This window comes from Kluyvera sp. 1366, assembly GCF_054823405.1.
On record NZ_JBTRDW010000008.1, the window covers coordinates 134,473 to 149,677 of the forward strand.

General features: G+C 54.8%; 15 protein-coding genes. 12 read left to right on the plus strand and 3 right to left on the minus strand.

Translation table 11 applies throughout. The features are described from left to right. The first annotated feature begins 16 nt into the window (after window positions 1-16). From ACVLVH_RS18485 to ACVLVH_RS18520, 8 genes are all read left to right on the plus strand, one after another. Window positions 17-958, plus strand: a complete 942-nt coding sequence (locus ACVLVH_RS18485) for an ABC transporter permease (RefSeq protein ID WP_137384873.1) — start codon at window positions 17-19, stop codon at window positions 956-958. Between the two features lie 2 nt (window positions 959-960). After that, window positions 961-1,842: an ABC transporter permease gene (locus tag ACVLVH_RS18490; protein ID WP_101763820.1), complete on the plus strand. Its 882-nt coding sequence runs from the start codon at window positions 961-963 to the stop codon at window positions 1,840-1,842. 9 nt (window positions 1,843-1,851) lie between these two features. Next, window positions 1,852-3,450, plus strand: a complete 1,599-nt coding sequence (locus ACVLVH_RS18495; RefSeq protein WP_101763821.1) for a gamma-glutamyltransferase family protein — start codon at window positions 1,852-1,854, stop codon at window positions 3,448-3,450. A gap of 173 nt (window positions 3,451-3,623) precedes the next feature. Continuing rightward, on the plus strand, window positions 3,624-4,337 hold the full coding sequence (locus tag ACVLVH_RS18500) for a DUF3053 domain-containing protein (RefSeq protein ID WP_110867877.1): 714 nt from the start codon (window positions 3,624-3,626) through the stop codon (window positions 4,335-4,337). Window positions 4,338-4,794: 457 nt separating this feature from the next. Beyond that, complete coding sequence (locus ACVLVH_RS18505) at window positions 4,795-6,729, plus strand: PTS mannitol transporter subunit IICBA (protein ID WP_498949946.1); 1,935 nt, start codon at window positions 4,795-4,797, stop codon at window positions 6,727-6,729. Between the two features lie 94 nt (window positions 6,730-6,823). Further along, on the plus strand, window positions 6,824-7,972 hold the full coding sequence (gene mtlD / locus ACVLVH_RS18510) for a mannitol-1-phosphate 5-dehydrogenase (protein WP_101763824.1): 1,149 nt from the start codon (window positions 6,824-6,826) through the stop codon (window positions 7,970-7,972). A gap of 60 nt (window positions 7,973-8,032) precedes the next feature. Then, window positions 8,033-8,578, plus strand: coding sequence for a mannitol operon repressor MtlR (gene mtlR, locus ACVLVH_RS18515; RefSeq protein WP_192236852.1), 546 nt, complete (start codon window positions 8,033-8,035; stop codon window positions 8,576-8,578). Between the two features lie 176 nt (window positions 8,579-8,754). After that, window positions 8,755-9,117, plus strand: a complete 363-nt coding sequence (locus ACVLVH_RS18520) for a YibL family ribosome-associated protein (protein WP_007893377.1) — start codon at window positions 8,755-8,757, stop codon at window positions 9,115-9,117. 7 nt (window positions 9,118-9,124) lie between these two features. On the opposite strand, the gene ACVLVH_RS18525 is transcribed toward ACVLVH_RS18520, so the two are convergent. From ACVLVH_RS18525 to ACVLVH_RS18535, 3 genes are all read right to left on the minus strand, one after another. Continuing rightward, a complete protein-coding gene (locus ACVLVH_RS18525; protein WP_498949947.1) occupies window positions 9,125-10,087 on the minus strand; it encodes a VirK/YbjX family protein in 963 nt (320 codons plus the stop codon). 188 nt (window positions 10,088-10,275) lie between these two features. Next, on the minus strand, window positions 10,276-10,893 hold the full coding sequence (sodA, locus tag ACVLVH_RS18530; protein WP_101763826.1) for a superoxide dismutase [Mn]: 618 nt from the start codon (window positions 10,891-10,893) through the stop codon (window positions 10,276-10,278). A 160-nt stretch (window positions 10,894-11,053) separates the two neighbouring features. After that, complete coding sequence (locus ACVLVH_RS18535) at window positions 11,054-12,079, minus strand: LacI family DNA-binding transcriptional regulator (RefSeq protein ID WP_312463914.1); 1,026 nt, start codon at window positions 12,077-12,079, stop codon at window positions 11,054-11,056. A gap of 295 nt (window positions 12,080-12,374) precedes the next feature. Here ACVLVH_RS18535 and ACVLVH_RS18540 point away from each other — a divergent pair, with 295 nt between their 5' ends. From ACVLVH_RS18540 to alsE, 4 genes are read left to right on the plus strand one after another with little or no spacing between them, the layout of a single operon-like run. Beyond that, entirely contained in the window at window positions 12,375-12,818 is a 444-nt protein-coding gene (locus ACVLVH_RS18540; protein ID WP_137384868.1) for a PTS sugar transporter subunit IIA, read from the plus strand. A gap of 15 nt (window positions 12,819-12,833) precedes the next feature. Next, a complete protein-coding gene (locus ACVLVH_RS18545; protein ID WP_312463921.1) occupies window positions 12,834-13,100 on the plus strand; it encodes a PTS sugar transporter subunit IIB in 267 nt (88 codons plus the stop codon). A 43-nt stretch (window positions 13,101-13,143) separates the two neighbouring features. Beyond that, complete coding sequence (gene ulaA, locus ACVLVH_RS18550) at window positions 13,144-14,403, plus strand: PTS ascorbate transporter subunit IIC (RefSeq protein WP_110867875.1); 1,260 nt, start codon at window positions 13,144-13,146, stop codon at window positions 14,401-14,403. Window positions 14,404-14,453: 50 nt separating this feature from the next. Next, window positions 14,454-15,134 (plus strand): D-allulose 6-phosphate 3-epimerase, encoded by a 681-nt coding sequence (alsE, locus tag ACVLVH_RS18555; protein ID WP_101763830.1) that lies wholly within the window; start codon window positions 14,454-14,456, stop codon window positions 15,132-15,134. Window positions 15,135-15,205: the final 71 nt, after the last annotated feature.

Here is a 15,205-nt window from a genome sequence, read left to right on the forward strand (position 1 = left end):
CCGCTAAGGAGCGAGGATGCTGGAACTGATTGTAAAACGGCTATTGCTGGCCATTCCGACGCTGCTGCTGGTGAGCATTATGGTGTTCGCACTGCAAAAGCTGCTGCCGGGCGATCCGGTGCTGGCGATGGCGGGCGAAGAGCGCGATCCGGCGGTTATCGCCCAGCTGCGGGCGGAATATCATCTGGACGATCCGATTCCCGCGCAATATTTCGCCTGGATGGGTAATGCGCTAACCGGCGATTTGGGCATGTCGCTGCGCACCAAAGAGCCGGTGACGGCGCTGATCGCCAGCAAATTGCCGGTCACGCTGGAATTGTCATTGCTGGCGATGATTATCGCGCTGGTGATTGGCATCAGCATGGGCATCATCGCCGCGGTGCGCAAAGACAGTTGGGTCGATCACACCACCAACTTTGTCGCGCTTTCCGGGATTTCAGTGCCTCACTTCTGGCTCGGTATTTTGCTGATTCTGCTGTTCTCAGTACACCTGCAATGGCTGCCGGCATCGGGTTTTGTGCCGGTTAGCGAGGATGTGGCGCAGAACCTGAAAACGCTGCTGCTGCCGGCGCTGGTGCTTGGTACCGGACTGGCCGCCACGTTAATGCGCCACACTCGCGCTTCAATGATCGCCGTGCTGAAAGCGGATTACATTCGCACCGCACGCGCCAAAGGGCTGCTGGCAAAGAAAGTGGTGCTCAAGCATGCGTTGCGTAATGCGCTGATGCCGATTGTTACTCTTACCACGCTGCTGTTTGGCGAGTTGCTGGGTGGCGCGGTGCTGACCGAGCAGGTCTTTACGCTGCCCGGCTTTGGCAAGATGATTGTCGATGCGGTATTCAACCGTGATTACGCCGTGGTGCAAGGCGTGGTGCTGGTGGTGGCGATTGGCTTCTTGCTGCTCAATCTGCTGGCCGATGTGCTCTATATGATCATTAACCCGAAAATGCGAGGCTGACCATGAGCGAGGTATTAACCGCTGGCGCACTGCCTGCAGTGGCAAAGCCGAATCGTCGGGTGCTGAAAAAGTTCCTGCGTAATAAAAGTGCGCTGATTGGTGCGGTGATTGTGCTGCTGTTTGTCGCCGTGGCGCTGCTGGCACCGTGGCTGGCACCGTTTGATCCCATCAAAGCCAATTTCCTTGCGGTGCGTAAAGCACCTACGGTGCTGCACTGGTTTGGCACCGATGAGCTGGGGCGCGATATTTTGTCTCGCCTGGTGTGGGGCGCGCGTACTTCGCTGCTGGCGGGTTGCATTTCGGTGCTGATCGCCATTCTGATTGGTGTGCCGCTTGGGTTGATTGCCGGTTACTGGCAAGGCTGGTGCGACGGCATTATTTCGCGCTTTATCGAAGCGCTGCTGGCATGCCCGTTTCTGATTCTGGCAATCGCGCTGGGAGCGTTTCTCGGCCCGAGCTTATCAAATGCAATGATTGCCATCGGTTTATCTGCGATGCCGATTTTCGCGCGCTTGACGCGCGGCCAGGTGATCGCCATTCGCCACGAAGAGTACATTGACGGCGCGCGAGCGATTGGCTTACCCGATCGCTGGATCATCCTGCGTTACGTGCTGCCCAATGTGCTATCGCCAATTCTGGTGCAGGCCACGCTGGCGATTGCTTCGGCGATCATTACCGAAGCCAGCCTCTCATTCCTTGGCCTCGGCCAGCAACCGCCCTCGCCTTCATGGGGTGCGATGCTGAATACCGCCAAAGGCTTTCTCGAACAGGCGCCGTGGATGTCGATTTTCCCCGGCCTGGCTATTTTTCTCACCGTGCAGGGCTTCAACCTGCTGGGCGACGGTTTGCGCGACGCGCTCGACCCACGTGATGACTCACACTAAGGAACGATCATGAGTGAACTGGATTTTAACGTCAGCTATGCCTCACACCGCGTACCGATGATGGGACGCAACGCGGTTGCCACTTCGCAGCCGCTGGCGGCGCAGGCCGGGATGCGTATGTTGCAACAGGGCGGCAATGCGGTAGATGCGGCGATTGCCAGTGCAATGGCGTTGACCGTGCTGGAGCCTAGCGGCAACGGACTCGGCAGTGACGCCTTTGCGATTATCTGGGATGGCAAACAGCTGCACGGTTTGAATGCCTCGGGCCGCTCGCCCGCCGCATGGAACCCGGAACGCTTTGCCGGGCGCGATGCCATGCCGGAAATTGGCTGGGAAGCGGTCACCGTGCCGGGCGCGGTTTCGGCGTGGGTGGAGCTGGCCGAACGCTTTGGCACGCTACCACTCACCACGCTAGCGCAACCGGCCATCGAATACGCGCGCGATGGTTTCCCGGTTTCACCGCTGATTGGTCATCTGTGGCAGCGCGCCTACCACAAGCTGAAAGATCAGCCCGGCTTCGTCGAGTGCTTTGCGCCCGATGGACGACCGCCGCGTGCCGGCGAGCTGTTCCGTAATCCGGCGCAAGCCGAAACGCTGCAAAAAATCGCCGAAACGCGCGGTGAAGCCTTCTATCGTGGCGAGCTGGCTGAAAAGATAGTGGCGTTTGCTGAGCAGCATGGTGCGGCGCTGAGCCTTGATGATCTGAAAAATCATCGCGCCGACTGGGTAGAATTGTTATCGCGTCCGTTTGCGGGCGGATCGGTGCAGGAATTGCCGCCGAACGGTCAGGGCATTGCCACCCTGATTGCGTTGGGCATTCTTGAGCAGTGGGATATTGGTCGCTATGAACCGGATTCGGTGCCGTGGCTGCATCTGTCGATTGAAGCGATGAAGCTGGCGCTGGCCGATCTGGATCGCTATGTCAGCGATTACGATCACCTCGAGTTCCCGGCAGAATTGCTTCTCAGTGATGAGTATTTAAAACAGCGCGCGCAGTTGATTAATCCCGATCGGGCCGGAGATTTTACCTTTGGCTCCCCGCAGCAGAGCGGCACGGTTTATCTTTCTACCGCTGATGCCAGCGGCATGATGGTGTCCTTTATACAGTCAAACTACATGGGCTTCGGTTCTGGCGTAGTGGTGCCGGGCACCGGCATTAGCCTGCAAAATCGTGGCTGCGGTTTCTCGCTCGATCCGCAGCATCCCAATGTGGTCGCCGGCGGCAAACGTCCGTTCCACACCATCATTCCGGCGTTTGCCCTCGACGGTGACGGCCAGCCGCTGATGTCGTTTGGCGTGATGGGCGGCCCGATGCAGGCGCAAGGTCATTTGCAGATGGCGCTGCGCATCATGCAGCATAAGCAAAACCCGCAGGCAGCGATTGATGCACCGCGCTGGCGCGTTGAGCAAGGACGTGCGGTGGTGGTTGAACCCGGCATCGACCGTAACGTGCTGGCGAAGCTGCGCGAGATGGGGCACCAGATCACGCTGGAAGATCCTTTGCTCGGCTATAACTTCGGCGGTGCGCAGGCGATTGTGCGCGATCCGCAAGGCTTCTATATCGCCGCCACTGAAAGCCGTAAGGATGGGCAGGCGCTGGTGTTTTGATTTAACGTGTTAAAACGGTCATCATAATGGGTGACCCTGGAATTTCGCCATTTCCTTACCGGGTGCGCATTTATGCGCACCAGGCAAACGCCGCCCGTTGTACCCGTCAGGCCATTGCACTATTCTTTAGGACCATTCCCATCGAATCGAATTAGCCATAACAGGAGTTCATCATGGCGTCAGGAATTTCTCGCATCTGGATGCGTACCGGCATGCTGATGGTCAGCGCGTTAGTGGTGCTGCAACTCACAGCCTGCGGTGACAAAGAGGGCGATCAGCGTAAAGCGTTCAGTGACTTCCTTCAGAACACGGTGATGCGCAGCGGCGAACATCTGCCAAGCCTGAGTGAAAACCAAAAGCAAACCTTCGGCAACTACGCCAGCGACTACGCCATCCTTTATGGCTTCTCGCAGCAGACCAATCAGGCGATTGAGCAAGGTATGCGCCCGGTGGTTGATGAGTTAGCAGCGATTCGTGTACCGCAGGATTACCTCACGCGTCGCGATAGCCTGCGCCAGGCCAGCGGCAATCTGAGCGTGCTGACCCAGCAGATTCAGAGCGCCAAAATGCAGGCGGACAGCAGCAAAGCCACCCTGAAGCAGCCGGATGACCTGAAGAAAGTGTATGACGCGGCCTACGTCAAAGTCGTGACGCAGCCAGCGAGCACGCTGATTCCGCTGCTGCCACAGCTGCAGGCGCTGAGCCAGGCAGCCGTGCAAACCGGCGACTATCTGCAATCGCAAGGCACGCGCGTAACCTTCAACGATGGCGGTGTACAGTTCCCAACCCAGGATCAGGCAACGCAATACAACACGCTGATGAGCAATCTCTCCAGCAACGCGCAAGCGCTGACGCAAGCGCAAAATGCGGTGCAAGGCGGGTTGTAACAGCCGAACTATTTTAGTGGTCGCCATCAATGGCGACCCTGAAAGTCTGTTATCCCTTTTCAGATTTTCGTCACTTCCTTACAGCTCACTTATCTGCTGCAGCATATTGTGATCTGGCGCATTTTCGACCACAAATAGTTTGTGACATTGATCACACTTACACAACAAAGCGCCCACTTCAAAAGGTGACTTAAGTCACATTCATCGCCTTGTTTTGCTTAATTTTTCGGCACCGTTGCTTTCTTACAGCGCCTTTTTGTGATCGATGTCACCTTATTGCCCCCCAATCACCCCAGCTTAGCGTGATCTGCATCACACTTAGGTGCAGCTCTACGCAGCGTAATAAACTAGTGCTAGAGTCCGCGTGCATACAGTAATGCCACGGCCCCCGCCGTAACGTTCAAACAAAAACAAACGCGCTCTCTTATTGCAGCGCGTCTCATTAAGGGGTGGGTTTATGTCCTCATCAGTAAAGGTCAAGGTTCAGAGCTTTGGTCGCTTTCTGAGTAATATGGTGATGCCTAACATCGGTGCGTTTATCGCATGGGGTATCATCACTGCGCTGTTCATCCCAACCGGATGGATTCCAAACGAAACGCTGGCGAAACTCGTCGGCCCAATGATCACCTACCTGCTGCCGCTGCTGATTGGTTTCACCGGTGGACGTCTGGTTGGCGGCGATCGCGGTGGCGTGGTCGGTGCGATCACCACCATGGGCGTGATCGTCGGTGCCGATATGCCGATGTTCCTCGGCTCCATGATTGCCGGTCCGCTGGGCGGCTGGGCGATCAAATCCTTTGACCGCGTTGTTGATGGCAAGATCAAAAGCGGCTTCGAGATGCTGGTTAACAACTTCTCGGCCGGTATCATTGGTATGCTGCTGGCGCTGCTGGCGTTTGTCGCTATCGGTCCACTGGTTGAAGGCCTGTCACACATTCTCGCCGCGGGCGTGAATCTGATGGTGCAGAACAACCTGCTGCCGCTGACCTCAATCTTTGTTGAACCGGCGAAAATCCTGTTCCTCAATAACGCCATCAACCACGGTATCTTCTCTCCGCTGGGTATCCAGCAGGCGAGCGAGGCGGGCAAATCAATCTTCTTCCTGATTGAAGCCAACCCTGGTCCGGGTATGGGCTTGCTGGTTGCCTACATGGTATTTGGCCGCGGTAGCGCCAAACAATCTGCAGGCGGTGCAGCGATCATCCACTTCCTTGGTGGTATCCACGAAATTTACTTTCCATACGTGCTGATGGCGCCGCGTCTGTTGCTGGCGGTTATTCTCGGCGGTATGACTGGCGTATTCACCCTGACACTGCTGAACGGCGGCCTGGTCTCTCCGGCTTCTCCAGGTTCCATACTGGCGGTGCTGGCGATGACGCCAAAAGGCGCTTACTTCGCGAATATCGCTGCCATTATCGCTGCGTTTGCCGTCTCCTTTGTGGTCTCAGCTATCCTGCTGAAAACCAGCAAAGTGAAAGAAGATGACGACATCGAAGCGGCGACACAGCGCATGCAGGATATGAAAGCGCAGTCAAAAGGTCAGGCTGTTGCCGGTTCGCCAGTTGCTGGCGATGCGATGAGCGTTGACCTGAACCACGTGCGTAAAATCATCGTAGCCTGTGACGCCGGTATGGGTTCAAGTGCGATGGGTGCGGGCGTGCTGCGTAAGAAAGTGCAGGACGCGGGTCTGAGCAATATCTCTGTCACCAACACGGCGATTAACTCGCTGCCGGGCGACGTTGATCTGGTGATTACCCACCGCGATCTGACCGAACGTGCAATGCGTCAGGCGCCGCAGGCGCAGCACATTTCGCTGAACAACTTCCTTGATAGCGCGCTGTACAGCAACCTGACCGAACGTCTGGTGGCCGCTAACCGCAGCGAAGCGCGTCGTGAAACCGTGCAGACCACGCTGGCTGACAGCTACGACGAAGGCAACGCGCACCTGTTCAAACTGGGTGCAGACAACGTGTTCCTCGGTTTGAGTGCCACCCATAAAGAGCAGGCGATTCGCTTTGCGGGTGAGCAGCTGGTGAAAGGCGGCTACGTGCAGCCGGAATATGTTGACGCGATGCTGGAACGCGAAAAGCTGACGCCAACTTACCTCGGTGAATCCATTGCTGTGCCACACGGTACTGTAGAAGCGAAAGACCGCGTGCTGAAAACCGGCGTGGTGTTCTGCCAGTATCCGGCGGGCGTGCAGTTTGGTGATGAACCAGAAGACGTGGCGCGTTTGGTGATTGGTATCGCCGCTCGCAATAACGAGCACATTCAGGTGATTACCAGCCTGACCAACGCGCTGGATGATGACAGCGTGATTGAGAAGCTGGCCAATACCACCAGCGTGCAGGACGTGTTGGATCTGCTCTCGGGCAGCACCGTCAAAGCGTAATACCCCGTTTTACCTTCCCTGGGGCGGGTAAGCCCGTCCCACATTTCCGGGGCGGACTTGCCCGCCCTTTCGTCATTTGATATGGGTCAAATTTATGAAAGCGTTACATTTTGGAGCAGGTAACATCGGTCGCGGTTTTATCGGTAAGTTACTGGCAGATGCCGGCATCGAGCTGGTGTTTGCTGACGTCAATCAGGTGGTACTTGATGCCCTTAACGCCCGTCATGAGTATCCGGTTCATGTGGTTGGCGAACAGGCAAAAGTCGAAATCGTAACAGGCGTGAGCGCCGTTAACAGCACCAGCGATGACATCGTTACGCTGATTGCTGAGGTTGATATCGTGACCACGGCGGTTGGTCCGCAGATTCTGGAGCGCATCGCCGGTGGCGTCGCGAAAGGTCTGGCCAAACGCAGCGACAGCGGTAATGTGCGTCCACTCAACATCATCGCCTGTGAAAACATGGTGCGCGGTACCAGCCAGCTGAAACAGCACGTGCTAAAAGCGCTGCCAGAGCAGTATCACGCATGGGTTGAAACGCATGTTGGCTTCGTGGATTCCGCGGTAGACCGCATCGTGCCGCCGTCCGAAGCGGGCACCACCGATCCGCTGGAAGTGACAGTTGAAACCTTCAGCGAGTGGATTGTTGATAAAACCCAGTTCAAAGGGGAATTGCCGAACATTCCTGGCATGGAATTGACCGACAACCTGATGGCATTCGTTGAGCGCAAGCTGTTCACTCTCAATACCGGTCACGCCATCACCGCGTATCTCGGCCAGCTGGCTGGTCACGCTACCATTCGTGACGCGATTCTCGATGAGAACGTGCGTGCGGTAGTGCAAGGCGCGATGCAGGAGAGCGGCGCCGTGCTGATCAAGCGTTATGGTTTTGAAGCCGATAAACATGCTGCCTATATCCAGAAAATCCTCACCCGCTTCGAAAACCCGTACCTGAAAGATGACGTTGAGCGCGTCGGTCGTCAGCCGCTGCGTAAACTCAGCGCGGGCGATCGCCTGATCAAGCCAACGCTGGGCACGCTGGAGTATCAGTTGCCGCACGATAATCTGGTTCAGGGCATTGCCGCCGCGATGCACTATCGCAGCGAAGCCGATCCGCAGGCGCAGGAACTGGTCGCGCTGCTGGCAGAAAAAGGCCCGCAAGCCACGCTGGCGGAAATTTCTGGCCTGGATGCCAACAGCGAAGTGGTCACCTCAGTGGTGAGCGCTTACAACGCTATGGCATAATGCGCGCCCTTTAGTGGTTAACTCGGGCGCGCTTGCGTGCCCGCTGGCGGTAGCTGAACGATGCAGGCAATGATGGAAGAGAAGCAGGCTTTTGAAAACCGGGTGCTTGAGCGCCTGAACGCCGGTCGTTCGGTGAGAAGCTTCCTGATCGCCGCCGTTGAGCTGCTGACCGAAGCGGTTAACCTGCTGGTGCTGCAAGTGTTTCGCAAGGACGATTACGCGGTTAAATACGCGGTAGAACCGCTGCTGCTGGGTGATGGTCCGCTGGGCGAACTCTCGGTTCGCCTCAAGCTGATTTACGGCCTGGGCGTGATCAATCGGCATGAGTACGAAGATTGTGAACTGCTGCTGGCGCTGCGTGAGGAGCTGAATCACGACATCAGCGATTATCGTTTTACCGACGATGAGATCCTCGGCCCGTTTGGCGAACTGCACTGCGTGGCCGCCTGGCCACCACAGCCTGACTTCAACCGCGATGACGACCAACTGCGCTCCATGCAGCAACAGCGCTATCTGCAGATGGTGCGTTCAACCATGGTGCTGTCGCTCACCGAGCTGATTTCACGGATTTCGCATAAGCAGGTGTTTAAAAAGCCTGCGCTGTAGTTTTTGTATGAACAAGCGCGCTGAAGCGTGCCGCTGCGGATAAGTGCGCGTGAGGCATCTACGTCTTAAATCAGCACGCATTGTCGCAGCGCGATTTATCGCGCGAAGTCATGCGCTGCAAAGTTACCTGAATTTGATGTATCCTTTGCCTGTTTTCCTTAACGAGTTTTCCCCCAATGAAAGAACAAGAAAAAGCCGAGATCAAACTTCTGAGCGATCAGCTCGATGCGCTTAACCGCAAAGAAGCCCCGCTGTTAGCCTCTGGCGATGCCGAAAAGCTCGGTGAACTGCTGCGTGAAAAAGAGAAGCTGGAGCTGGAAATTGAGCGCCTGCGCGGTGTGCGCACCGAGAAGCTGAGCAAAGAAGCGCAACAGCTGCAGAAGCTGGGCTTTAGCCGCGAAATCACCAAAAAAGAACAAGCCAACATGGGCGCATTCAAGAAAAGCGTGCGCGGCCTGGTGGTGGTACACCCAATGACCGCGCTCGGACGTGAGATGGGACTGAAAGTGATGACTGGCTACGCGAAGCAGCCGTTCTAATCTTGACTTACGCGGCGTGTGAAACGTCGCGTAGGATGCCCGCCGCCTGATGAACTTGTTCATTCAGACTGTCCAGCAAGGCATAGCGACGGCGATACTCGGCGCGCTTCTTGCTGGCAATCTCTTCCAGATCTTTACGCTCTGCGCGTAACGGCAACGTAAATAGCTCATCGCCACGCGCCACGCCACCCAACGACAACCAAAACTCGCTGTAGCTGGCAAAGAACTTATCACCTTTACTGTGACGGTAGCGCAGGCTGCGAAACACGTGCGTGGTATCGCCAACGGCGGTGATCGCTTCAACGCCACACTGTTCAGCCAGATTAAATACTGCTTCCATCAACAGACGTTTTGGGAATACGCCATGCGCCGCTTTGGTGGCATCGCGAATCACATCGTTGGAAATATGCTTACGCGGCCCCTGCAATCCACCAATTAATAACGTGCGCTTCTGCTGTTCGCGAATAATTGAGAAAGAGAGCGACGCAATTAACTGCGTTTCATAGCGCAATTCCAGAGTAATTTCACCTTCACGGTCAAAGCGGCCCGGACAGCAGTGAATCACATACGTCTCATCATTTTTGCCGCTCAGGGTGGCCAGTAAATTATCACCCGGACTCTGCAACAGCTGACGCAGCGCCGCATTGTCTAACTGATCCATCAACGTATAGTGATCGATGATCGCCTGCGCGCGCTGCGCCACGCTGAATCCCGCACGCAGATAAGGACGATGTGGCTTCGCCGGCAGCAAACCCTGCATGGTCAACAGCTGTGGTAACGCAGATAATTGCGCCAACTGGTGCAGGTAATTAAAGGTAGTTACAGGAAACACCAGCGATCTTAAGGCAAATTTCGCGCGAAATCTTCCGCTATTCCATAATTTATTTGGCCTGAACTTTCCGCTTATTAACGGCAAAAACAGCGGTGCTGACGAATCATTATTCGTCACAGAAGTTGTGATAGTAGACATGATTATTTAGGCTTGGCGAGACAAATTATCGCCACTATATGCCCCAAATTATCAACGGCAGGTTAATAGCTTTCGCAGCGGAATAGTCGTGTGCGGGAATATTCAGGTCGTTTAGTAAGGGTTTATAAAGGCGAAAAAAAACCGGTGAAGAGATCACCGGTTTAGTGCGTTGCGGCTATCGCCTGAACTTACTTCGCAGCAGCGAAACGCGCTGCAGCTTCGTCCCAGTTCACTACGTTCCAGAATGCTTTGATGTAATCAGGACGTTTGTTCTGATACTTCAGGTAGTAAGCGTGTTCCCACACGTCCAGACCGATGATCGGCGTGCCTGAAACGCCAGCAACGGCTTCACCCATCAGCGGGCTATCCTGGTTTGCGGTTGAAACCACAGCCAGTTTGTCGCCTTTTTTCACCAGCCACGCCCAGCCTGAACCGAAGCGAGTAGTCGCGGCTTTCTCAAACTCAGCCTGGAAAGCTTCAACGCTACCGAAATCTTTTTCGATGGCGGCTTTCAGGTCGCCCTGCAGCGAGGTGCCCAGCTTCAGACCTTTCCAGAAGAAGCTGTGGTTAGCGTGGCCGCCTGCGTTGTTACGCAGTGGACCTTTTTTGTCTGCTGGCAGCTGATCCAGTTTGGTGATCAGCTCTTCTACCGGCAGGTCAGCGAATTCGGTACCTTCCAGCGCAGCGTTAGCGTTGTTAACGTAGGTCTGGTGGTGTTTAGTGTGATGGATTTCCATCGTCTGCTTGTCGAAGTGCGGTTCCAGTGCGTCGTACGCATACGGCAGGGATGGCAGTGAATAACTCATGTTCTTCCTCTCCATTTTAGTGTTTTGCAGCACCACCTCACTGGGTGTGCCGCGTAAGCAGTCGGATCATTATAGTTAAAAACATGATCCGTAAAAGGGTTATCAATGCCTTAGAATTGATAAGGATTTGATGAATCTGGGAAAAGGTGCGCACGCACGGCTACACCTTGTGGCTGCTGGCGCGCAGTTTAAGCTGCACCGGCAGTTCATTGATGGCTGGCGGCTCATCACCTTTGAGCGCCGCCAGCAGACGTTTACCCGCCATGCGCCCCATCTCTTCATACGGCAGCACAATGCTGGTAAGCGGCGGCGAACACACTGCCGCTAGCGGACCGCCGCCAATGCTGGCAATCGCCAACTGGCTGGGAATCGCAATCCCCGCCGCATGGCACGCCATGATGGCGCCGCAGGCCACTTCGTCGCTGGTGCAAATCAGCACATCCAGCTCCGGCCAGGTCAGGCGAATTTCCGCCAGCAAGCTGTGCCCGGCGGCAAAGGTCGGCATTTTCGGCGAGGTCACCACGCGATGCGGCGCCTGATTCATCGCCAGCATGCCGCTGTGCCAGCCATTCAGCAGCTGGCGGAAGATGGTGTTATTACTCTGCGTGCACAGCAAACCGAGATTGCGATAGCCGCGCTCGACCAGACTTTGCACCAGTTGGCGAATCGCTTTGGCGTAATCGACACCAATGCTGATCCCCGCCGAATCCTGATGCACGCCGCCAATATCCATGACCGGCAGCCCGGAATTGCTCAGCAGACGATGCGCTTCGGCGGCGTTATCGAAATTGAAATGCACCATCGCCGCCGGATTATAGGAGAGCAGCATTTCAATCAGATCGCTCTCTTCTGCCGCCGAATGGTTGGCTTCAGCCAGCATCATGTTATAGCCCTGCGGCCGCAGCACTTCCTGTAGCGCTTCGGACACAATTGCACTGCCCGGCGTGGCAAACGATGGCACCACCATGGTGATCAGGCGTGATGTGGCCGATGCCAGATTGCTCGCCTGCACATTCGGCACATAGGAGAGCTCAATCACTGCCGCATCGATTTTGGCGCGAATTTCAGGCGACACTTTCTCCGGCATGCGTAGCGCGCGCGACGCTGTCATGGTGCTTACGCCCACCAAACGGGCAACATCGGCTAAAGTGCTTTTACCGGTACCGCGCCGTTTTTTTTCTGTCATGCGATCTCCTGCATTACTCGCTACTTTTTTGCCAGGACGCAGCTTAAAACCAAATCTGTTAACGCGCCATGTGAAAAACCACAGTTTCGGGCGTGCCTCACCCCGCGATCTTTTCAGAATGATTGAGCATGTCAGGTGCTTGCAACCAAGACAAACGCACAGCAAGGAAATGTTAGCGATAACACGTTTTTTAACAATAACGGTGTTAGCGCTAACTTTTGCGACAATCATCACAGAAAACCGCTGAGAAAATAACCTACATTGCACTCCATCGACGAATAAACAGGAATGACTGATGCTCACTCAATGGCTAACGCCGCAACATATTCGGGTAGTCGAGCAGGTTAGCGACTGGCAGGAAGCAGTGCGATTATCTGCCGAACCGCTGCTGGCCGCTGGGGCGATCAGCCCGGCTTATCTCGATGCCATCTTCACTTCGCATGCCGAACTCGGTCCTTACTACGTGCTGGCGCCGGGCCTGGCGATGCCGCATGCCCGCCCGGAACAAGGCGCGCGCAAAAACGGCCTGTCGTTACTGCATGTGAAAAATGGCGTGAATTTTCAGGCCGATGAAAACGATCCGGTTTATGTGGTCATCATGCTGTGCGCGGTATCTGGTGACGATCACATTCAGATGATCACCGCCTTAGCGGACGTGTTCAGCGACGAATCCCGCCTGCAGCAGTTGCTGTCGGCTTCTACCCTGTCAGCGATTGAAGCTGTCATTGAAAATAAATAACCAGAGAACCCTATGATGAAAAAAGTCCTGATTGTGTGTGGAAATGGTTTAGGTAGCAGCTTTATTGTTGAAATGAACGTGAAGAAGATTGTGGCGGAATTAGGCAAAGAAGCGGAAGTGGGCCACACCGATTTAACCTCTGCGAAATCTGAACAGGCTGATTTAATCATTGCTGCAAAAGATATTGCCGACCAATTAGCCGGGCACAACGCGAAAGTCGTTGGTCTGACAAACCTGCTGGATAATGCAAAGATTAAAGAAATTTTGGCTGAAAATATCTAACAACAGTTTATCCCGAAAAACTTTACTCACTATGGAGTAAGTTATGCTGCAGTTTATAATTAAGGATGTTCTTGGAACACCCGCTATACTTGTCGGCCTTTTTTCCCTGTTTGGTTTATTACTGCAAAAGAAACCGGTTTCTGATGTTATTTCCGGTACGCTTAAAACCATCATGGGTTTTGTTATTCTCATCGCCGGGGCCAATTTAATTGCGGCCACGCTGACCATCTTCAGTCAGCTGTTTGAGCACTCTTTTAATATTCAGGGCGTAGTGCCAAATACGGATGCAATGGCCGCGCTGGCGCAGAAAAGTTACGGCACTGAAACCGCCATGATCATGGTGTTTGGTATGCTGGTGAACATCTTGCTGGCGCGCATTACCCCGTTGAAATACATCTTCCTGACTGGTCACCACACGCTGTATATGTCGGCGATGCTGGCGGTAATTCTGTCGGTAGGCGGCATTCACGGCTTCTGGCTGGTGCTGATTGGTTCGCTGATTCTCGGCACCATGATGGTGGTTTGCCCGGCGATTCTGCAGCCGTTCACCCGCAAAATTACCAACTCGGACGATCTGGCGCTCGGCCACTTTGGCTCAACCGGTTATCTGCTCTCCGCGTTAGTGGGCAAAATGGTCGGTAAAGGCAGCCCGTCGATTGAAGAGCTGAAGGTGCCAAAAACCCTCAACTTCCTGCGCGACTCATCGGTAGCGATTTCGCTGACCATGATGATTCTGTTTATCGCGCTGGTTCTGGTTGCCGGTAAAGAATTCACCGAAAGCATCAGTGGCGGCCAAAACTACATTGTGTTCGCCATCATTCAGTCGATCACCTTTGCTGCGGGCGTCTATATCATCCTTGCCGGTGTGCGCATGGTGATTGCCGAAATCGTGCCGGCCTTTAAAGGTATCGCCGATAAGCTGGTACCCAACGCCAAACCGGCGCTGGATTGCCCAACCGTGTTCCCGTTCGCGCCGAACGCGGTAATCATCGGCTTCCTGTCGAGCTTCTCCGCCGGCTTGATCAGCATGTTCCTGTGTCCGCTGTTTGGTCTAAGCGTTATTGTTCCGGGTCTGGTACCGCATTTCTTCTGCGGTGCGACCGCCGGCGTCTACGGCAATATCACTGGCGGACGTCGCGGCGCAGTGATCGGCGCCTTTGTGCAAGGCTTGCTGATCTCCTTCCTGCCAGCGATTCTGCTGCCGCTGATGGGCGACCTCGGCTTCGCTTCCACCACCTTCGGTGATGCCGACTTCGGCATTGTTGGTATTGTGCTCGGCCACATTATTTCGTTCTTCCATTGATGTCATCAACAGCGCCTGCGGGCGCTGTTGTTGTAATGAGGAAATAAGTTATGCAAGCCAAATTCTCCCCCTCCTTAATGTGCATGGATCTCACGCGTTTTCGCGAGCAGGTTGAAGCGATGAATAGCACCGCTGCCTTTTATCATGTCGATATTATGGATGGCAGCTATGTGAAGAATATTACGCTGTCGCCGTTCTTTATTGAGAACCTGCGTAAAATTACTGATGTACCAATTGATGTGCATTTAATGGTAAATCATCCGGAAGATATTATCCCAATGTGCATTGAGGCCGGCGCAGATATTATTAGCTTCCACCCGGAAACCGCTAATAACAAAATTTTCCGCCTGCTGACGCAAATTAAAGACGCAGGCCGTCGCTGCGGCGTGGTGTTAAATCCGGCCACACCGGCAGAAACTATTCGTGAATATGCGCACCTGCTGGATAAAGTCACGGTGATGTCAGTGGATCCGGGTTTCGCCGGGCAGACATTTATCCCGCAAACGCTGAATAAGATTCGCCAGTTAATCGCCATGCGCGAAGAGCACGGTTATCACTATCTGACCGAAATTGATGGTTCATGCAATGCGCGCACCTTCCGGCAGATTGCTGCTTCAGGCGTGGATGTGTTTATTGTGGGCACGTCAGGTTTGTTTAATCTGGATGACGATGTCGCGCAGGCGTGGCAGAAGATGGAGAGCATTTTCGCCGAGGAAACCGCAGCTGCGTAAACCTGCACATATCGTAGCGGCGCAATTTATTGCGCGATAAATCGCGCCGCGACAAAATGTGCACAATCAAT